This window comes from Pseudomonas syringae group sp. 26L6, assembly GCF_032587815.1.
Classification (GTDB): domain Bacteria; phylum Pseudomonadota; class Gammaproteobacteria; order Pseudomonadales; family Pseudomonadaceae; genus Aquipseudomonas; species Aquipseudomonas amygdali.
This window is the reverse complement of the sequence record NZ_JAWHPJ010000012.1, coordinates 102,518-122,225: the sequence shown is the minus strand read 5'-3', so window position 1 is coordinate 122,225 and position 19,708 is coordinate 102,518. Positions and strand designations below refer to the sequence as shown.

Annotated in this window: 16 protein-coding genes; 10 read left to right on the top strand and 6 right to left on the bottom strand. The window is 55.3% G+C overall.

Annotation, left to right across the window (positions count from 1 at the left end):
- Positions 1–121: 121 nt before the first annotated feature.
- Complete coding sequence (locus RYA97_RS06955; protein WP_248671689.1) at positions 122–1,141, bottom strand: integrase; 1,020 nt, start codon at positions 1,139–1,141, stop codon at positions 122–124.
- A gap of 662 nt (positions 1,142–1,803) precedes the next feature.
- Here RYA97_RS06955 and RYA97_RS06950 point away from each other — a divergent pair.
- The 9 genes from RYA97_RS06950 (at position 1,804) to RYA97_RS06910 (ending at position 11,713) form a co-directional block, all read left to right on the top strand.
- Positions 1,804–2,094: a hypothetical protein gene (locus RYA97_RS06950; RefSeq protein ID WP_005743709.1), complete on the top strand. Its 291-nt coding sequence runs from the start codon at positions 1,804–1,806 to the stop codon at positions 2,092–2,094.
- Positions 2,095–2,892: 798 nt separating this feature from the next.
- Entirely contained in the window at positions 2,893–4,041 is a 1,149-nt protein-coding gene (arnB, locus tag RYA97_RS06945; protein WP_005743711.1) for a UDP-4-amino-4-deoxy-L-arabinose aminotransferase, read from the top strand.
- Complete coding sequence (gene arnC / locus RYA97_RS06940; RefSeq protein ID WP_005743713.1) at positions 4,038–5,051, top strand: undecaprenyl-phosphate 4-deoxy-4-formamido-L-arabinose transferase; 1,014 nt, start codon at positions 4,038–4,040, stop codon at positions 5,049–5,051. The genes arnB and arnC overlap by 4 nt, the downstream gene beginning before the upstream one ends.
- Positions 5,048–7,039, top strand: a complete 1,992-nt coding sequence (gene arnA, locus RYA97_RS06935; RefSeq protein WP_316886073.1) for a bifunctional UDP-4-amino-4-deoxy-L-arabinose formyltransferase/UDP-glucuronic acid oxidase ArnA — start codon at positions 5,048–5,050, stop codon at positions 7,037–7,039. The genes arnC and arnA overlap by 4 nt, the downstream gene beginning before the upstream one ends.
- Complete coding sequence (arnD, locus tag RYA97_RS06930) at positions 7,039–7,920, top strand: 4-deoxy-4-formamido-L-arabinose-phosphoundecaprenol deformylase (protein WP_002553514.1); 882 nt, start codon at positions 7,039–7,041, stop codon at positions 7,918–7,920. The genes arnA and arnD overlap by 1 nt, the downstream gene beginning before the upstream one ends.
- Positions 7,920–9,569: a lipid IV(A) 4-amino-4-deoxy-L-arabinosyltransferase gene (gene arnT / locus RYA97_RS06925; RefSeq protein WP_005743715.1), complete on the top strand. Its 1,650-nt coding sequence runs from the start codon at positions 7,920–7,922 to the stop codon at positions 9,567–9,569. Before arnD ends, arnT begins: the two co-directional genes overlap by 1 nt.
- On the top strand, positions 9,566–9,910 hold the full coding sequence (gene arnE, locus RYA97_RS06920; protein ID WP_005743716.1) for a 4-amino-4-deoxy-L-arabinose-phosphoundecaprenol flippase subunit ArnE: 345 nt from the start codon (positions 9,566–9,568) through the stop codon (positions 9,908–9,910). The genes arnT and arnE overlap by 4 nt, the downstream gene beginning before the upstream one ends.
- Positions 9,911–9,936: 26 nt before the next feature.
- Complete coding sequence (gene arnF / locus RYA97_RS06915) at positions 9,937–10,341, top strand: 4-amino-4-deoxy-L-arabinose-phosphoundecaprenol flippase subunit ArnF (protein ID WP_005777154.1); 405 nt, start codon at positions 9,937–9,939, stop codon at positions 10,339–10,341.
- A complete protein-coding gene (locus RYA97_RS06910; protein WP_005743718.1) occupies positions 10,319–11,713 on the top strand; it encodes a UDP-glucose dehydrogenase family protein in 1,395 nt (464 codons plus the stop codon). Before arnF ends, RYA97_RS06910 begins: the two co-directional genes overlap by 23 nt.
- Positions 11,714–11,747: 34 nt before the next feature.
- Here RYA97_RS06910 and RYA97_RS06905 read toward each other — a convergent pair whose 3' ends face one another.
- Both RYA97_RS06905 and RYA97_RS06900 read right to left on the bottom strand, forming a co-directional pair.
- Positions 11,748–13,235, bottom strand: coding sequence for an ArnT family glycosyltransferase (locus tag RYA97_RS06905; RefSeq protein ID WP_005743719.1), 1,488 nt, complete (start codon positions 13,233–13,235; stop codon positions 11,748–11,750).
- A gap of 182 nt (positions 13,236–13,417) precedes the next feature.
- On the bottom strand, positions 13,418–14,098 hold the full coding sequence (locus RYA97_RS06900) for a histidine phosphatase family protein (RefSeq protein WP_225231424.1): 681 nt from the start codon (positions 14,096–14,098) through the stop codon (positions 13,418–13,420).
- A gap of 259 nt (positions 14,099–14,357) precedes the next feature.
- On the opposite strand from RYA97_RS06900, the gene RYA97_RS06895 reads away from it, so the two are divergent.
- Positions 14,358–15,161: a phosphatase PAP2 family protein gene (locus RYA97_RS06895; RefSeq protein ID WP_316892022.1), complete on the top strand. Its 804-nt coding sequence runs from the start codon at positions 14,358–14,360 to the stop codon at positions 15,159–15,161.
- 263 nt (positions 15,162–15,424) lie between these two features.
- Here RYA97_RS06895 and RYA97_RS06890 read toward each other — a convergent pair whose 3' ends face one another.
- The 3 genes from RYA97_RS06890 to RYA97_RS06880 form a co-directional block, all read right to left on the bottom strand.
- Positions 15,425–16,444 carry a hypothetical protein gene (locus tag RYA97_RS06890; protein ID WP_002553498.1) on the bottom strand — a complete coding sequence of 340 codons (1,020 nt, stop codon included), beginning with the start codon at positions 16,442–16,444 and terminating at the stop codon, positions 15,425–15,427.
- Between the two features lie 373 nt (positions 16,445–16,817).
- Positions 16,818–18,422 (bottom strand): hybrid sensor histidine kinase/response regulator, encoded by a 1,605-nt coding sequence (locus tag RYA97_RS06885; protein WP_005777149.1) that lies wholly within the window; start codon positions 18,420–18,422, stop codon positions 16,818–16,820.
- 126 nt (positions 18,423–18,548) lie between these two features.
- Positions 18,549–19,706 (bottom strand): hypothetical protein, encoded by a 1,158-nt coding sequence (locus RYA97_RS06880; protein ID WP_005743722.1) that lies wholly within the window; start codon positions 19,704–19,706, stop codon positions 18,549–18,551.
- Positions 19,707–19,708: the final 2 nt, after the last annotated feature.

Sequence of the window (19,708 nt, the reverse complement as noted above, 5' to 3'; positions counted from 1 at the left end):
ACGTCCGCTGCCTATGGCTTGGTAGGGCAGGATCGTCGGCGCAGTGGATCACAACCGCTGGATTGGCTAGGAAAAACCTGCGGATCGGATGACGCACAATCAATGGAATCGGTTGCCACGATCACCGGGAGTACACAGGTACAGGCTTGCGACTAACCAACATAACCGTCAAACCGCGAATCTTCTCCGAGGCGCTGGAGATCTCTGGATCATCAGACCCAGCTGCGCTGTCAGCCAAAGCGTCTCTGATGGAAACAAGGATGCGTCCGAGCGCTTTGGGATAGTAAGAACTCCGATCATCTTTGGGAAAAATTGGAATCGATGGGAGAGGGTGGAGCGGATCAATATTCAGGTAACGCAGGTAACGACCAAAGACTTCATCGAAATGGGGTGACAGCGGCAGCCAGCCATCCTTGGCTGAGCGAAGCTCAACCCAACGTCCGTCCGACCTACGATTGAACTGATCGAGAAGTCCGGGAGACCTGGCGTTTCCCATGACGCTCCAGAGCCGGCGGCCTGAGTATCTAGCCATGATCAGGTACATCTCAATTATTCGGAATTCATGCACGCCGATGAAATTTGGAAGCGACTTTAAGACCCATTCCAGCTCAGCATCGGTCAAGAAACCGATCGCCTTGGGTTGCTTGAAAGCAAGATCAGCAAGGGGCTGCGCGGCAACGTTTTCACGTGAGGCTGAAGTATCCTTGAGGTAGAAATCCAGAAACTGCGTCGCGCATCGAATCTCTCGCTTCCACACATTTTTCTCGATTTCGCCGTCATCACCAATTGATCTGGAATCAAGGAACGGACGCCAGATTGGGTTTATAGACCATCCCTCAAATGCGACGCCGGGTTCCTGCACGAAGCGAGCCTGTTGGCCGTACACAGTCCAAGCTTTTGGCGGGTTGAGCACAAACTCTGCGTAGTTCTCAAAGTCTTTGCGGCGCCAGTCAACGAGCGATAGGCCATGAGCAAAGCTCCAATTGAGCATTTTCTCCAGACCCATAATGCAGCTGTGGTACTGGCGGTGAGGATTTTCTGCTCCCCAATTGTGAGCAATCCAATTCACATACCTGTCGACGTACCAGAGGTTGATGAAGGGATGGGCTGCCGGGTCTATCTGGGCTAACCGATCAGCCACAGCCAGATTCGTAGGAAAGGATCGAAGCTGATTTGGCCTCCAGTAAACGTAGGGAGGGAAAATCGGGAATGGGATGAACGGCCGAGTCATGACAGAACCAGGGGGCTAGAATGAGTGATGGCTCCTTTAACCTGTAGCAGAAAGCTGCAGCATTGCCATGGTGGATGTCGTGGTCGAATGGGGTTCGGGGTCGAGTGGAGTCAACCGGAGGTTAGTGAAGGGCCATGCGCAGAGATAGGATTATGAATGGAACCCAAGCTTTTGAATTTCTGGGAAACGGGGGTATGTGAGGATTTGACCGGAGGTATGTGGGATTGGACAGCGGGTAGCAGTTACAAATAGATACAATTTAACATAATATACATTATGCGTACCTACACGTACATCCTTGGTGAGCCTTGGCCACCAGATTTGAAGCCCGCGAACTGCCTCCTGTGTATTTCAAGAACGTGTAAATCGAAGCCCCTCACACTTCAGTGTCCGACCCATGTGCAGCGTAAATTTCAACACATCGTGATCGACTGTTTGAGACGATCCACAATGACGGACCGAGACATTGCGCCTGGCTCACGTACCCAAGTCAGCACTCGAATTCAAAACGTTTTGCGGTAAAGTGTCCGTCCGACGGTACCAACGCCTGCTAAACCTGAAATCAAGGACTGATGATGAAACGGATAATAGCGACTCTGATTGCCTGCATAAGCTCACCAGCATGGGCTGTAGATCCCGCGACCCTGCCAATGGTCGTGCAGATGCAAAAAGCTGCAAATGCAGCGACATGCGAGTCATATAAAGGCGATACATCGCCGCTGGGCAAGGCTGTTAACAAACAGTGCCGGAACCGAGCCAAAGCTGAGTTTGAAGACATGCAAGACGAAAAGCCGCTAAGGGACTGCATCAAGCCAGGCAACGTTATAGACGATGATGTGCGCAAGTGTATGAAAGGAATGTAACAGCATGGCCAAACCAATCCTGTAGCCTGATGACCTGATAGGTGATAAATATGACAGTTCCGAGGTTTGGAACAGCAACCCTCGCCCATTTATACTTATGCAACAAGCCATATCCTATATAACTCAACTAAACAGACATTTAGTTGAGTTATATAGGTGACCCGATAATGCCTGATCCTCCACGCCTCCGTTCGCTCCACTAACTGATCTGAGCAAACTGTCAGACGCACTGCCGACAGCCGTAAGGCAGCCTACCGCCGCATAGGCCCAATCATCCCGATCTGAGCATCCGGGCACTCAAGCTGCTGCCTGCAGCCAGCCATATAAATTCGCATTCCGGTCATGAAAGCTTCATTAAATTTCAATGGCATTGTCATACGTAACGTCACTTATAAACGTCCACAATTAGCATGACCAAGCTGAACTCAAGCTGTCTGTCTGCGATTACCTAAATGAAAGCTGAACACCACATTAATAATTCTACATATTGTCATGACGACATTGTTATCCCCATATAACTCACCCTACCCTATGGCTGACAAGCGCTGCAATGCGCTACAAAAAACCAACGGCGTCTGGACAATATTTTGATGTTTGAGCCCCTATCTTCGCGACACTTGCTTTCGTCAGCAGGCCGTTTCTGGTGTGCAGCGAGTGTGCCCATACACATAGCGCCACTTGCAGCCGCTACCGGTATTCCCGTCCTGGCAGCTCGTTATTGATGCACGCCTATGTTTGGGTACCCGTGTTATGCGTTTTTTATGTATTGGCTATGAAACGTAAAGTGGAAAAATATCTATGAGCCAGGCTTTTCTTGCTTTTTCACGGCCTTCCATAGGCGATGAAGAAGTTGCTGCGGTGACTCGTGTGCTGCGTTCCGGGTGGATCACAACCGGGCCGGAATGTCAGAAGCTTGAGGAGCAATTTGCGGCTCGGTTTGGCGCGCAACATTCGGTTGCGTTGTCGTCTGCTACCGGGGCGATGCATGTTGCGCTACTGGCACTGGGGGTCGGACCTGGCGATGAAGTGATTACGCCTTCGCAGACCTGGGTGTCGACGGCCAACATGATTTGCCTGCTGGGGGCCACTCCGGTTTTTGTCGACGTCGACCGTGGCACTCTGATGAGCAGCGCCGCGCTCATTGAGCAAGCCATCACGCCACGAACCAAAGCGATCGTGCCGGTGCATTACGCTGGCGCCGCATTCGATCTCGACCCGCTTTATGCGCTGGCAGATCGGTACGGGATTACGGTGATAGAAGACGCTGCCCATGCGACCGGAACCGCTTACAAGGGTCGTCCGATTGGCAACCAGGGCACCGCGATATTTTCATTTCACGCGATCAAGAACATGACCTGTGCCGAAGGTGCAATGTTCGTCACTGACAATGCACAACTGGCTGATCGGGTGCGCCAACTTAAATTTCATGGTCTGGGTGTCGACGCCTACGACCGGCTGACGCTGGGTCGCAAACCCCAGGCAGAAGTCATGGAGCCAGGCTTCAAATACAATCTGGCCGACCTGAATGCGAGTATCGCCCTGGTCCAGTTGCAACGCCTTGACGCAATCAATGCAAAGCGTCAGGCGCTCGCCAGCCACTATCTCGAACGGCTGGCCTCGAACCCGGTCCTGCCCCTCGCCCTGCCCCGCTACGCCCAGCATCACGCCTGGCACTTGTTCATTCTGCGCATTGATCCCGAGCGCTGCGGGCTGGATCGCGACGCGTTCATGAAGGCCTTGCAGGCTCAAAACATCGGCACCGGCATCCACTTCATAGCGACTCACCTGCACAGCTATTACCGCAAACGTTTCCCTGACGTCTGCCTGCCAGACACCGAATGGAATTCATCAAGGCTTTGCTCTATCCCCCTGTTCCCTGACATGACGCTGGATGATGTCGAGCGGGTTGTCAGTGCCATTGAATCGACCGTGGAATCCAGCCATTGAGACCCTACCCAATCAAGTTTGTGTCGATTGTCATCCCTGTCTACAACGAGCGCCAGAGCTTGCCCGAGTTGCTACGGCGTACTGAAGCGGCCTGTAAACAATTGAATCACCGCTTCGAAATCGTGCTGGTGGATGACGGCAGTCGCGACGACTCGGCAGAGATTCTTCAGCAGGCCGCCGAGCGCAGCGCCAGCCCCTTCGTTGCGGTGATTCTGAATCGTAACTACGGTCAGCACGCAGCGATTATGGCTGGGTTCGAGCAATGCAAAGGTGATGTGGTGATCACCCTCGACGCTGATCTGCAGAACCCTCCCGAGGAAATTCCCCGGCTGGTGGCGCTTGCAGAGCAGGGATATGACGTTGTCGGCACAGTGCGCAGCAATCGTCAGGACTCCGCATGGCGACGTTGGCCATCAAAGATCATCAACGTGGCAGTACAGCGTTCCACCGGCGTGGCTATGAGTGATTACGGCTGCATGCTGCGCGCGTACCGGCGCACGATTGTCGATGCAATGCTGGCCTGCCGGGAGCGCAGCACCTTCATTCCGATTTTGGCTAACAGTTTTGCGCGGCACACGACGGAGGTATTGGTCGATCACGCTGAACGTGAACATGGCGACTCGAAATACAGCCCCATGCGCCTGGTCAACCTCATGTTTGACCTGATCACCTGCATGACCACTACGCCCTTGCGCCTGCTCAGCATTATCGGCTTCAGCATGGCGCTGCTCGGTGTGCTGTTCGCTGCGTTACTGATCATTCTGCGTCTGATCTTCGGTGCGCCATGGGCCGGTGACGGCACGTTCGTGCTGTTTGCGGTGTTGTTCGTATTCACCGGAGGGCAGTTCATCGGTATGGGATTACTGGGTGAATACCTGGGCCGAATGTACAGCGATGTCCGCGCGCGCCCGCGCTTCTTCATTGAAAAAGTCGTGCGCAGCTCGTCCGAAGTTGTCAGCGAAAGCGTCGATTCCTCTGTAACTCCCTATATGAACAAGGTTGCGCCATGAGCCCTAAAGCTGTCGTTTTCGCCTATCACGATATTGGCTGTGTCGGCCTGCAAGCGCTGCTGGGCGCAGGTTATGAAATTGCTGCAGTTTTCACTCACGCCGACGATCCCAAGGAAAAAACCTTCTTCGGTTCCGTGGCTCAGCTGTGCGCGCGACATGGCATTCCCGTACATGCTCCTGAGGACCCTAATCATCCTTTGTGGGTAGAACGCATCGGTAAACTGGCCCCTGACTTCATCTTTTCCTTCTATTACCGCCAACTTCTCGGTGATCCGTTACTGGCCTGCGCGAAAAAAGGCGCATTGAATCTGCATGGCTCGCTGTTACCACGCTATCGCGGGCGAGCACCGGCGAACTGGGTGCTGGTCAACGGCGAAAGCGAAACCGGCGTGACCTTGCATCAGATGGTCAAACGCGCCGATGCAGGGCCAATAGTCGCTCAGCAACGCGTCTCGATCAGTTCCACCGATACGGCCTTGACGCTCCACGGCAAACTGCGTGAAGCCGCCGCTGACCTGCTTAGTGAAACGCTACCGCTGCTTGCCCTCGGGCAACTTTCAGGCACGCCGCAGGACGAAACCCTTGCAAGCTGTTTCGGTCGCCGCACCCCGGCCGACGGTTTGATCGACTGGTCGCTTCCGGCCATTCAACTGTACAACCTGATACGGGCAGTCACGCAGCCCTACCCTGGCGCATTTTGCGCGGTAGGCGAAAACAAGTTGATTGTCTGGGCCGCCAGTGCCGAAGCAGGCAACAACGGCGAAGCACCCGGCACGGTCATCAGTCACGACCCATTGCGTATCGCCTGCGGTGAGGGCTCGCTGGTGATCAACGCAGGGCAGCGCGGCGACAACGGCTTGTACCTCAGTGGCGCACAACTGGCTCGCGAGTTCGGGCTGGTGGAAGGCTCGCAACTGCTCGATACAGAAAAGCGCCGCCCGGCCCGCCGTACCCGCGTGCTGATCCTCGGCGTCAACGGTTTCATCGGCAATCATCTGTCAGAACGCCTGTTGCAGGACGATCGTTACGACATCTACGGCATGGACATCGGTTCAGACGCCATTGAGCGCCTGCGAACCAAGCCGAACTTTCACTTTATCGAAGGCGACATCAGCATCCACACCGAGTGGATCGAGTATCACATCAAGAAATGCGATGTGGTGCTGCCATTGGTGGCCATCGCTACACCGATTGAATACACCCGCAACCCGTTGCGAGTGTTTGAGCTGGATTTCGAAGAAAACCTGAAGATCGTCCGTTACTGCGTGAAGTACACCAAGCGGGTGATCTTCCCGTCAACGTCCGAAGTCTATGGTATGTGCCAGGACGCAAGCTTCAACGAAGACACATCGAACCTTATCGTTGGCCCGATCAACAAGCAGCGCTGGATCTACTCGGTGTCCAAGCAACTGCTGGACCGCGTGATCTGGGCCTATGGTCAGAAAGGCCTGCAATTCACCCTGTTTCGCCCGTTCAACTGGATGGGCCCACGCCTGGACCGACTGGACTCGGCGCGTATCGGCAGTTCTCGGGCCATCACCCAACTGATTTTGCACTTGGTGGAAGGTACGCCGATTCGGCTGGTGGACGGCGGGGCCCAGAAGCGCTGTTTCACCGATGTCGCCGACGGTATCGAGGCGCTGGCGCGGATTATCGAAAATCGTGATGGGCGCTGTAATGGTCAGATCATCAACATCGGTAACCCCGACAATGAAGCCAGCATTCGCCAATTGGGTGAAGAGCTGCTGCGCCAGTTCGAAGCGCACCCGTTGCGCGGCAACTTCCCGCCATTCGCAGGCTTTCGCGAAGTAGAAAGCCAGTCCTTTTATGGCAAGGGTTATCAGGATGTCAGCCATCGCAAACCGAGTATCGACAACGCCCGACAGTTGATTGGCTGGACACCAGGTATCGAGCTGAGCGAAACGATTGGCAAAACCCTGGACTTCTTCCTTCGCGAAGCCATGGCTGAAAAGGCGGATATGCGCTGATGCAGGCAGGCTTAAGAATCGATGTCGACACATATAGGGGCACCCGTGAAGGCGTGCCGAGGTTGCTGGACATACTCGATGAAGCTCAGGTCAAGGCGACGTTCTTTTTCAGCGTCGGCCCCGACAACATGGGACGTCACCTGTGGCGTCTCGCACGGCCCACGTTTTTCTGGAAGATGCTTCGCTCCAGAGCAGCAAGCCTGTATGGCTGGGATATTCTGCTGGCGGGTACGGCGTGGCCGGGCAAGCCGATAGGACGTGACCTTGGCCCGTTGATGCGTCGCGCTCTGGATGCAGGCCACGAGGTCGGCCTGCATGCATGGGATCACCATGGCTGGCAAGCCAATGCCGGACGCTGGAACGATCGCCAGTTGACCGCGCAAATACACCGTGGGGTCGACTGCCTGAGCGACATTTTAGGCAACCCGGTGATCTGCTCCGCAGCAGCGGGCTGGCGTGCCGACCAGCATGTCGTGCAGGCCAAGCAGGCGTTTGGCTTCCGCTACAACAGCGACTGTCGCGGCGCTACCCTGTTTCGCCCGTTATTGGCTGATGGCAGACTCGGCACGCCGCAGATCCCGGTGGACTTGCCGACCTTCGACGAGGTGGTCGGCCCACAGCTCCAGCCAGGGGCCTTCAACGAATACATCCTCAACCGCTTCGCTGCGCAACGGCTCAACGTCTACACCATTCATGCTGAAGTCGAAGGCATTGTCATGGCGGACGGCTTCAGGCAGCTTTTAAGGCAGGCCGATGCACGGGAAATCGAGTTCAACCCGCTGGGCCAGCTGCTGCCGGAATCCATCGAGCAACTGCCTTGCGGACAAGTTGTTCGCGGTCACCTGCCCGGTCGCGAAGGCTGGCTGGGGGTGCAACAGTGATGCACTCCAGATACCGTGATGGCGCACTCCTGTTAGCGGCATTCTTGCTGGCCTACCTGCTACCACTGGGTTTCCATGGTTTGTGGATTCCCGATGAAACCCGTTATGCCCAGATAAGCCAGGAAATGCTTCACAGCGGCAACTGGATCGCGCCGCACTTCATGGGCTTGCGTTACTTTGAAAAACCGGCTGCCGGTTACTGGCTGATTGCCTTGGGCCAGGCGGTGTTTGGCGAGAACCTGTTCGGCGTGCGCATTGCTTCGGCGATAAGCACCGGTTTAAGTGTCTTGCTGGCCTACATGCTGGCGGGAAAGATCTGGCGCGACCCGCGCAAAAGCTTCGCCAGCGCACTGCTGTTCATGAGTTTCGGTTTCGTCGCCGGCCAAGCCGGTTACAGCAATCTCGACCCGCAATTCACCCTCTGGACCAACTTGACGCTGGTAGCGTTCTGGTACGCCGTGCACAGCATCGGCCGAGCCCGCCTGCTAGCCTGGACGTTGGTCGGCGTAGCCTGCGGCATGGGGTTCATGACCAAGGGCTTTCTCGCCTGGGCGTTGCCGGTCATCATCACCCTGCCCTACATGCTATGGCAAAGCCGCCTGACTGAACTGCTCAGGTTCGGCCCGCTTGCAGTGGTGATTGCCATTGCAGTCTGTCTGCCGTGGGCGCTGGCGGTACACCAGCAAGAGCCCGATTACTGGCGTTACTTTTTCTGGCACGAGCACATTCGCCGATTTGCCGGGGACAATGCGCAGCATGCCCAACCCTGGTGGTTCTACCTGCCTCTACTGATCGCGGCTTGCCTGCCTTGGGCGCTGCTGCTGCCCGTGACGTTGAAGCAAGCCTGGCAACAGAAAAACAGGCCCGACACCGCCTTCCTGCTGCTATGGCTGGTCCTGCCGCTGGCATTTCTGAGCCTGAGCAAAGGCAAGTTGCCGACCTACATACTGCCTTGCCTGCTGCCGCTGGCATTGCTCATGGCTGACGCTCTGGTCGAACGTCTCAATCAAGGCCGTGGCACGGCGTTGCGCGTTAACGGAATAGTTAACGCAGCATTGACCTTTCTCGGGCTTTTAGCGCTGATCTACGTGCAGTTGAAACAGCCCGTGTACGAAAACGAACCGATGCACTTGTTGCTGGCGATCATCGTACTTACCGGATGGACACTCACCAACGCCCTGCAAGGCATCCGCCCTTTGACCTTCTGGGCTCTGCCAGCGGTGGGAAGCTGGTTGCTGATCGTATTGCTGCCTGCGGCACTACCAAACGACGTGGTGTACAACAAGACTCCCGACCAGTTTGTCGCCAGGCATCAAACGGAGCTGGCAGCCTGTACACATTTGCTGAGCAATGATCTGGGCGCTGCTTCTGCCATGTCGTGGCGCCTGAAACGACCGGACATCGCGCTTTTCAATACTTGGGGCGAGCTTGAATACGGCCTGGGTTATCCGGATGTACAGGGCCGCCAAGTCCGTCTGCAGGACATCGACGCCTGGATTACAAAAGCCCGAAGCGAAGGCAGGGTCGGCGTGATCATGCGTGGCAAGAGTGATGATGAGCTGGAGGAGCTTGAAATGCTTCCCAAGGACGGCCAGCGTTACGACGAAGGCAACCTGGCCATCCTCATTTATGAGAAGTCAGCGTTATGACCTGGCTGATGCTCCTGAGCGCATGCCTGCTGACGTGCCTGGGCCAAATCGCACAAAAGTACGCAGTGGAAGGCTGGCGCGGGACATTTCCCGGCGTATTTGCTGCACTGCGTTCAATATGGCTGTGGCTGGCGATTGCCTGCCTCGGGCTGGGTCTGCTGGTCTGGCTGTTGGTGCTGCAACGCATGGATGTAGGCATCGCGTACCCCATGCTGGGCCTCAACTTCGTGCTGATCACCCTGGCGGGACGCTATGTTTTCAAAGAGCCGGTTGACCCACAGCACTGGCTTGGTATTGCGCTGATCCTTGTCGGCGTATTTCAGCTGGGACGCCAGGCATGACCCGCCGTAGCGCAACGATGTACGCCATGACCAGTGTTGTACTGGTCAGTTCGGCGCAATTGGGCATGCGCTGGGGCATGAGCCGCCTCCCCTCGCCTGGGCAATGGCTCGACCTGCAGGATATCGGGCAGGCTCAGTCCAGTGCCGTCGCCGTCATCTGCGCCTCGATCACAGCCTATGCACTCTCCATGCTTTTCTGGCTGCTGGCGCTGCGTGATTTGCCCCTCAGCCGTGCCTATTCGCTCCTCAGTATCAGCTATGCACTGGTTTATACGCTGGCTGCAACCCTGCCATTTTTCCATGAGACGTTCACGGTATCGAAAACTGTGGGTGTCACGCTGATTGTGGCAGGTGTCTTGACCATCAACCTGCGGCGCATCTCCAGCCCGTCACTTCAGGATCTTCCCCATGAGAATCAGCGTTTTCGGTAGCGGATATGTAGGTCTGGTACAAGCGACCGTACTTGCCGAAGTCGGCCATGATGTTGTCTGTATGGACATTGACCAGGCCAAAATCGATCAACTGCGTCAGGGTCAGGTACACATTTACGAGCCTGGACTGGCCAATCTCGTGCGTGACAATCTGGATCATGAACGTCTGCACTTCACCACCGACGAGCGACTGGCGGTGGAGCATGCCGAGGTGCTGTTCATCGCGGTTGGCACGCCCTCCCGAGCAGATGGCTCGGCCGATCTCGGCGGTTTTTTTGCGGTAGGCGAAGCCATTGCCCGGCATCGCTGCGAGCCGCTGATCATCGTCGAGAAGTCCACCGTGCCGGTCGGCAGTGGCGACGCCTTGCGAGGCCATATCGACAAGGTATTGCGTCAGGCCGGTCGCCTGTTGCAGTTCGATATAGTGTCCAACCCCGAGTTTCTCAAGGAAGGCTCGGCGGTCAACGATTGCCGGCGCCCGGACCGGATTGTCATCGGCTGCGAAAATGAAGCGGTGCGCAAAGTCATGCGCGAGCTGTATGCACCGTTCAACCGCAACCATGACCGCATCATGTTCATGGACCTGCGCAGCGCCGAACTGACCAAGTACGCCGCCAACTGCATGCTGGCGACCAAAATCAGTTTCATCAACCAGATCGCCGAGCTGGCAGAACATCTGGGCGCAGACGTTGAGTCCGTAAGGCTGGGCATCGGTGCCGACTCACGCATTGGTTATGACTTCATCTACCCCGGTTGCGGCTATGGCGGCTCATGCTTCGGCAAGGACATTCGCGCCTTGATTCACAGCGCCAGAGAGGCGCATTGCTCCAACGATCTGCTGTCTGTAGTCGAAGCAATTAATGAGCGGCAGAAGAACAAGCTGTTCGAGCGGGTCAATGCGTTCTACCAGGGCGACCTGCGCGGCAAGACGTTTGCCTTATGGGGGCTGGCGTTCAAACCCAATACCGACGATATGCGCGACGCTCCCAGCCGCATGCTCATGGAAGCACTGTGGGAAGCCGGGGCCAGCGTGCGGGCATTCGACCCCGAGGCCATGCAGGAAACCCAACGCATATATGGGCATCGCAAGGACCTGATTCTAATGGGAACACCTGAGTCCGTTCTCAACGATGCCGATGCGCTGATCATCTGCACCGAGTGGCAACAGTTCAAAGCCCCGGATTTCGAGCTGATACAGCAGCGGCTGAATGCACCGATCATCTTCGACGGCCGGAATCTGTATGACACCGAACGGCTGGCAAAGCGCGGCTTTCACTACTTCCCCATTGGTCGTGGTGAATCGTGCGATCTGCCAATCCCGCAGAAACGGTGGACACCCTATGACCAGTTAACCAGCAGTCAGGCCATATGAATGGCCCTGCTCCACCCGCCGTACAGAGGGGCTGTCAGTTACTGACAGCCCCTGCCCCTGGTGCCTGACTGACGAAATAGTAGACACGATCCCCGACCTTTACGCTGTCAACAATCTGCAGAGGCGGTTCGGGTGGCTGCATGCTTTCCATCACAGCGACATTGCCGTCAGCGCTGGTAAGAAAACCAGTCAATTCAGAGTTACTATTGAGTGTTTTCAGAAGGCTCTGACTATAGAACACGCTGGCCCCCGCCAGCCGTTCGCTGGGCTGGAACAAGGCAACCTGCCGTCCCTGCACCTGCAGGGTATGGACTTTGTCGGTCAGCGGCAGAAATGACAACTGCCTGTCGGCTTGTGGCGCGAGCCATAGGGCTGCACTTAGATAGCTCACTACAACCAGCACAACGCCTGCAGCCATGAGCGCCTTTCCATTCCTCACGATAGACGCCGCAAAAAATGAGCGTCCCGACCGAGCCTGCAATCGCTCACCCAGAACAAAAGCATATTCCGCAGCAATCACTGCCGCAGCAGGTGCCAGCGACATCAGATAAACCATGCGTTTACTGGAGGCCAGCGACAACAGCAGGAACTGCGCGCCCAACCACAGGGCGAAGAACAGCAGATAACGATTGGCCATTAACTGCTTTCGAAAATGCCACAACCCCAGATAAACCAGGATATTCCATGGCAAAAATGCTTCAAGCAGCTTTGTCAGGTAGTAATAGGCAGGTTCGTAGTGCCCCGCCTCTTCGAAGGAACCACTGAAGCGTCCAACGCTGTTGGTCCACAGCACGTCCTTCAATGACTGCGTGCCACCCTGTCCGTACAGGAAACACAGCCACACGAGCAGCGGAATCAGAGCAACAAGGGTGAACATTGCCGGGCGCAACCAGTGAGCAATAGCAATGCGTTTGTTCTGCAACGACTCGCAAACGAGCCAGGCGAAAATCACCACGCCCGGCATTGCCAGCCCCAGCACGCCCTTGCTCAGGGTCGCCAGTGTGATACCCAGCGTGAACAGCAACCAGGGCCCTGTAGAGAGTCCGTCACCACGCAGGCGATTACTGGCATGGAAGAATGCCAGCAAGGCCGTGGTTACCCCCAGCGCCAGCAAGGCGTCCTCGCCCACTTGCCGCGAATTGCTCCAAAAGCTGGCCTGGGTCGCCAGCATGAAAGCAGCTACCCAGGCCACGAATACCGGCCGGCCGAAACGCCGCAGCATGGTGTAAAGCAGCAACACGCTGAGCAGCCCGGCGCAGGCAGAAGCCAGTCTCACCGCCCATGGGGCAGGACCGAACACCCGAATAGCCGCCGCATCCAGCCACACACTCATCGGCGGTTTTTCCAGGAAAGGCTGGTTGTTCAATTTCGGCGTAATCCAGTTGCCACTCAAGTGCATTTCCATGGCGATGCCAGCAACGCGCGGCTCCGTCGAATTTTGCAACTGGTGATTTCCCAGTGCGAGAAAAAACAGCAAGACACACAGCAGCAACAGCAATGGCGAACGCGCACGAGACGTCATCAAGGAAGATACCGGTTTGATGAGAAAGAGGATACCGACAGGCACAGGGCATTAAATTATAAACAGTGAGTTGTTGAATAATTGTTGAACAGCTCTTAAACACTTTTCACGCCTGCACAACCCAAGACTCACCCTTGTGTATAAATAAACAGAAATTTGACAACGCGAAAATACACCTGGGTTCAATGCCACAGCAGATGAAGCCGGGAAAGTTGCGTCCAGTCCTCCGGGTTTATAACCCCCCGGATAACCGCTTTACCCCGACTGTCGAGCGAAATGAAAAGCGCGCTGTCGTACTCGCTGGTGGCAGCATGGGGATACCCATGCAGACTTTCCAGCTGACCGATACAACCGCTGTGCGTCACCAGAATCAGATTTCGATTCAGAGACTTGTGCGCCACGACCTCATTCAGCATTGTCTCGTCACAGTTGTACAACCATTCCTGGGCCTCCACCGGATGGCCAAACATGGCTTGTGCGGTCTGGGCGGTGCGGGTCAAGGGGCTGGTTATTACATCGGTGTGTGCGAGCCCGAGTTCGCTGAACGACCGGCCGACATCTGTCGAAACGGAACTGCCGTAGCGAGTGATGCCGTCGTTTGCACCAAGGCACTCGTTGCTGGAGCGGTCGCAGCGTTCGCCGTGGCGAACCAGTACCATCACATCACCTTTCTTCCAGCTGGCATACAAACCGGACATGGCCAGATTCTCGCCCTGAACAAGCCGAACTGGCGAACGCGGCCAATAGGTGTACCCCGTCAACACGAGCAAGGAAATCACAATGGCGGCCGCCATCAGAACAGCGTTTATCCTGCCGCTCAGAAGCGAAGATGCCCTGAACGCGGATTTACCATAACTTTTCATCAAGTTGCCCCGCATGCCTGCCTGTTCAATGGACAGCCGAACACGCTGGCTCTGTCCTTATAAGGCCGCCAGCTTGATCAAGGACGCGTCATCGTCGGGTCAATAACATGTGAAAAAAATGCCAAAGCTGAATGAAACGGTTTTCATGAAACTCCCGCTAGGAATTGAACAGGCGGCTACGTATATTCTGCCTCGCAGAAGACTTGCGCACATCGATATGAACTCTCAAACCACGCAAATGACTACGGAATAAAAAAGAGTGCAAAGCGAAAAATCAAGATTCTATGCGTGGAACTTCGGCGTGCCGATGGCAATAGCGCTGTTGACCTTTGTCGTTTTTGATCTTACTTCGCTCGACGAAGCGATCAGCAACTGGCTGTACTACCCGCTTCAGGTATTTCCGTTTGAGCATGACCGCCTATTTGAAAATCTGACCCACCGCTGGCCCAGGATCATTCCCGACTGGACGGGAGAAGCCGCAGTGATCGGGCTGTTGCTGTCCTTTATATGGCCACTGCTGAAACCCGGGCGCAATGACCGAATGATTGGCCTGCTGGAAACTGTTCGGGTAGCGCCATTGTTACGCTTCACTGCTCGTCACCGTCGTGACCTGCTGTTTGTCGTGGTCTCTTTCGCGGTGATCACCGGCATGATCCACTTTTTCAAAAGTCACACGAGCATTTACTGCCCTGTGGAAACCACTCTGTATGGCGGCACAATGGAGAAAAAGGAGTGGTTCGAAAACTTCAGGCTGTTCCATGAAGCGGGCGCGGGTCGTTGCTGGCCAGGAGGTCATGCTTCGGGTGGTTTTACCATGGTGGCATTGTATTTCGTTGCACGCCGTTACTGCTGGCGTCACGCCAAGGCAATCCTCTATGCATCGACCTTATTGGGCGCAATCTACGGCACCACGCGAGTGGTTCAAGGCTGGCATTTCATGTCCCACACATTATGGGCTGGCGTGATTGTCTGGCTCAGTGCACTGCTTACCGCGCTCGCTTTTTATGGCTGGCGGCAGTTGGCGCAACCGCTTGAAACCAGAACGGATAAACCACTCAGCTGAATCTGACGGACTCATTGTCCGCATCCTGCGTTGAGATTGAATATATATCCGGCAGAACGCTGTTAGAGTATTTGCTCTTTGAAAGTTGCCCTGTTACGCAGCTGTAGAGCTTCACGATGATGAGGTAAAAGATTGAGGGATGGACTTTACCAACGTGTAGCCGAGGAGGATCTTCACCAACCTGATATCGAACGGCTGAAATAAAAACGGGGAGCGATTAACGCTCCCCGTCTGGTACTTCAGTTCAGTCTTGCTGCATTAGATCAGACAGCAGCAACAACTTTGGCTGGCGGCTGAGTACGACGACCCAGTACACCGGCACCTGCTGCTACCAGACCCGAGATCACCAGAGTGATCAACAGAATCCAGGCACCTTGCGAAACGCGCTTGGCAGTCACTTCAGCTGCTTCACGGGCTTTCTGTTCTGCCTGAGCTTTCAGTTCCTGATACTTGGCATAAGCCTGACGATAGCTGGCCTGAGCCTGATCGACGATCTGATTGGCTTCGGCATCAGTCTTGTTGCCACGCGCCTTGATCAGATTAACCAGCGCCTGACGGTCAGCAGCATCCCACGCCTGGTCACCTTTGGCTTTGATGCGGTCCATCAGGCCACCCAATTGCTCATCGGCTTGCTGAGGATTTTGTGCACTTTGTTTGGCAGTGTTCTGGGCATCTTCCTGGGTTGCCTGAGCTTCCTGCTTGACGTTGTCAGGGTTCAGCTCGGCTTTACCGGTCTGGCGCATGGCTGTTTCAATTTCACCCTGGATATCGTCCAGATTGAAATCAATACCCTGAGCGCGCAACTGATCCTGAATCTTGCCGCCGACGGCCGGCGCTACCTGAGCAATACCGCTGCCCAGTGCCGACATACCGCTGCCTGCCAGATTAAGGCCACCACGCACGACACCTGTTACCGCACTGGACACCAGATAGACAGTGATCAGCGATACGCTCGCCCATACCAGAAGACCATGAAAAGCGCCTTCACGCTGAGCCAGACGGCCAGCCGCCCAACCACCGACAAACAGCGAGATGACCGAGCTGACAACAACCCAGATACCCGCACCTGTACCAATTCCGGACAACGGATTGGCTTCCTGCATTGGATCAATACTGGCACTTCCAATGGCCGTGCCCAACAGGTTCAACAACAGCGAAACAACCATGGCCAATACAACACCGGCCAGAATAGCGCTCCAGGAAATTCGTTTAAGCAGAGGAGCCATGGCATGCGTGTCTTGATACACAGGGGAGCCTGGAGCGATGCGGTCGTCGCGAATCATAATAAGAGTCCTTTGAGTCATTGGCAGTGAACGCTGAAATGTGTGGCGTACACTTTAATGACCCGGGCGACGTTCAAGAAGTTTAAAACTTTTATAGACTTTTTTTCAGGCCTGCAAAACCACATAAAAAGGCGACGAACAGTGATCTCTATCAATGGAACGGAAGGAGACGACTATGCTCCACACGCTTTACAACTTCCCGGCCTCATTATCTGCTTTATTTTATAAGTGAAGTTGTCTGATGTCTGTTAATGCTCGACAGGCATTAACAATCACCGGCACCTCATAAAGCACAGTCAACAGTGGGTATAACCACACACTCATCGGCCTGACCGAGAACAGTCAGGCCTTCAGGTCTTCGTTAGCGGAACAATCAAGCGATACCGTTAGGTCCGTCCAGCACCTGCCTGACCTTCCGGGCAAGGTCTTGAGGCATGCAGGGCTTGGATACCACATCGAACTCGGAACCACCGATATCAGTTCGTTCGATCGAGCTTTCAGCATAGCCGGTGGTCAGCAGCACCTTGATCTTCGGGTACCTGCGCCTCACTTCCCGCGCGAGCATCACGCCGTTCATGCCTCCCGGCATGATCAGGTCAGTGAACAGCAAATCATACCTGCTGCCGGATTCGAATTTCTTCAGTGCTTCACGAGCGTTGAGTACGATTTCGCAGATATAGCCATAGTCATCCAGCACCATCTTCGCCAGCTCGGCGACGTCGGGCCGGTCCTCGACAATCAGAATCCGCTCGCAGCTGCCAATGCGTCTGTCGACAGCTTTCGGTGGCTCCGCATGGGTCAGCATTGCCTCGTCTACCGGAAAATACAGACGCAGCGTTGTGCCAACACCTTCTTCGGTATAGATCCGCGCCGCGCCGCCCGACTGTTTGGCAAAGCCATAGACCATCGAAAGACCGAGCCCTGAACCCTTGCCCTCTTCCTTGGTGGTAAAAAACGGGTCCATTACGCGGTCACGAATACTCGATGGCATGCCAATGCCATTGTCCGTTATGGCAATACTGACGTAGCGGCCAGGCAGCAAGCCGTCATAGGACATGTTGGCCAACTCATCGACGACCAGATTGCGGGTTTCAATGGATATTTTCGGGTCAGGCCGGCCGATCAACGCATCCCTGGCGTTGATGAAGATATTCAGCAAGGCAACTTCTGCCTGGGTCGGGTCGATACGGCAGTTCTTCAATGCCGGATCCAGATCGGTTTCGATCGTCACGTGCGGCCCGAACGTACGCTCGATCAAGGGCTCTGTGCTGGAAACCAGGCCATTGAGGTTGAGCACCCGTCCCTGCAGTTTTTGTTTACGGGCAAATGCCAGTAATTGCTTGGTCAGCGTACTCGCGCGTTCGACAGCAGACTTGGCGTGATGAACGCTACGCTGGACACGCTGCACATCAATGGTGGGCTTCTCTGCAGCGCTACCGATCAAATCAATATAGCCCCCCATGACTTGAAGCAGGTTATTGAAGTCATGGGCGATGCCTCCGGTAAGCTGCCCCAGGGCTTCCATTTTCTGCGCCTGACGCAAGGCATCCTCAGCATCCCGACGTCGACTGATATCCAGTTGCGACGCAAAGAAATAGATCAGGTCTCCGGCATCGTTATAAACCGGAGAAATAAACAAGGCATTCCAGAACGTAGAGCCGTCCTTGCGGTAATTGAGAATTTCAGTGGAGATATCGACACGCTCGTCAATCGCTTCACGAATGGACTGCACCACGGCCCGATCCGTTTCCGGCCCCTGAAGAAACCGGCAGTTGGTACCGATGATTTCTTCTGACGAATAGCCCGTCATTTCCAGAAACGCGCGATTGGAAAAAATGATCGGGTTGTCCGCACGGTTGGGGTCCGTCACGATCATTGGCATCCGTGTCGTTTCCACCGCCGCAAAAAAGATATCTTTTCCCTGATGCTGGATATCTCCCGTTGCAGCATTGTCGACACGGGCTTTTTCTTCCGACACTCCAGAAACTCCACACATATTGGTTGGGTGTAATACACGTTCTCAAAGCTAGGACTGGCGGAGCCTTGAAAGGGTTCTCAGATTTTGGACAAAAAACGAATTATATTCATATGAGGGGCTAAACACTCAAAAAGCGTTCACGCCGAGAGCCGATTTTTCGTCCTTTTGTCGAATGAGAGCCGCAAATTCACTCGCACTCTCGCGTAACGCCACCTGCAAAGGGTGAAAGGAGGCCCGTTTGCCCTGCCCGTCTGCATAACCCAACAGGCCTGTCGGGCAGTATCGGGCGTCGTCCCAGCCCGGATAATCGAGAATGGGGTACCAGCAGATGCCTTCTACCGGTAAGCCTGCCCTGACAGCCTTGCTGACCTCGGCACAAATGTAATTGAACCAGGGCAAACGCTGAACATCTTCGGCACCGGTTTCAGAAATCAATATCGATCTTGCGTACCGTGTATGCAGCTCGCTCAACATGCCCTGAAAAGGCCTGTATTGCGGGTCGTCCTGAGTGAGCTTTCGACCCTTGAATTGCCATTGGTTATGAGGGTAGAAGTTGACGCCCAACACATCCAGATACTCGGATCGGCCGCCCAGCCCAGGCAATTGCCGCCCGGATAAAAGATCCCAGGCTTCAAACTGCGCTTGCCTATAGCACTCTGCTGCCGCTATTTGCGCACTACCGCGCGTAGCCGGTACGACATGAATCAATGGTTCGGCCTGAATAAAACGCGCGCCTGGCTCTATTGCACGTATCGCCTCTATCGCCGCAATGCTGGCCCGGACCAGTTGCTGTTTGAGTTCCATGCCGCGCTGCCGACTACCGGGGTTGAAATAAGCAACTTCACCTCCCGCCCAGCTCCAGAACGAAATTTCATTGATTGGCGAATAAAAAGGGGCGGTCTCCCCTTCGTCTTTGACTACCTGAGCCACTGCAGCGGCAAAACGCGCAAAGCGCTCGACAAACTCCGGCCGCCAGATATCCAGATCATCAGGATAACCGTAATGGCATAAGTCCCAGATAACCTGAGTGCCCTGACGCCGCGCGGCTCGTAACATGGGCAGAAAACTGCTCCAGTCGTAACAGTTCGGGCTGGTTTCAATCAGGTGCCAGCGCATACCGTCACGCACGGTACGTATTCCGTGCTCCGCCATTGCGGCAAAATCTTCCGGTGCCCATCGGTCGTGCCCAGTGGAGCCAAGCAGATCGAGTCGCACGCCGTCGCGTCGTCGATGGCTGGCACACTCGAATCCGCCTATGAAGAAGCTGTCAAACAGACCGCCCATAC

What these genes read in the sequence shown, in the direction of transcription:
- RYA97_RS06950 (WP_005743709.1), top strand. Translation starts at nt 1,804, where the DNA reads ATGATGAAACGGATAATAGCGACTCTGATTGCCTGCATAAGCTCACCA.
- arnB (WP_005743711.1), top strand. Translation starts at nt 2,893, where the DNA reads ATGAGCCAGGCTTTTCTTGCTTTTTCACGGCCTTCCATAGGCGATGAA.
- arnA (WP_316886073.1), top strand. Translation starts at nt 5,048, where the DNA reads ATGAGCCCTAAAGCTGTCGTTTTCGCCTATCACGATATTGGCTGTGTC.
- arnD (WP_002553514.1), top strand. Translation starts at nt 7,039, where the DNA reads ATGCAGGCAGGCTTAAGAATCGATGTCGACACATATAGGGGCACCCGT.
- arnT (WP_005743715.1), top strand. Translation starts at nt 7,920, where the DNA reads ATGCACTCCAGATACCGTGATGGCGCACTCCTGTTAGCGGCATTCTTG.
- arnE (WP_005743716.1), top strand. Translation starts at nt 9,566, where the DNA reads ATGACCTGGCTGATGCTCCTGAGCGCATGCCTGCTGACGTGCCTGGGC.
- arnF (WP_005777154.1), top strand. Translation starts at nt 9,937, where the DNA reads ATGACCAGTGTTGTACTGGTCAGTTCGGCGCAATTGGGCATGCGCTGG.
- RYA97_RS06910 (WP_005743718.1), top strand. Translation starts at nt 10,319, where the DNA reads ATGAGAATCAGCGTTTTCGGTAGCGGATATGTAGGTCTGGTACAAGCG.
- RYA97_RS06905 (WP_005743719.1), bottom strand. Translation starts at nt 13,235, where the DNA reads ATGACGTCTCGTGCGCGTTCGCCATTGCTGTTGCTGCTGTGTGTCTTG.
- RYA97_RS06900 (WP_225231424.1), bottom strand. Translation starts at nt 14,098, where the DNA reads ATGAAAAGTTATGGTAAATCCGCGTTCAGGGCATCTTCGCTTCTGAGC.
- RYA97_RS06890 (WP_002553498.1), bottom strand. Translation starts at nt 16,444, where the DNA reads ATGATTCGCGACGACCGCATCGCTCCAGGCTCCCCTGTGTATCAAGAC.
- RYA97_RS06880 (WP_005743722.1), bottom strand. Translation starts at nt 19,706, where the DNA reads ATGGGCGGTCTGTTTGACAGCTTCTTCATAGGCGGATTCGAGTGTGCC.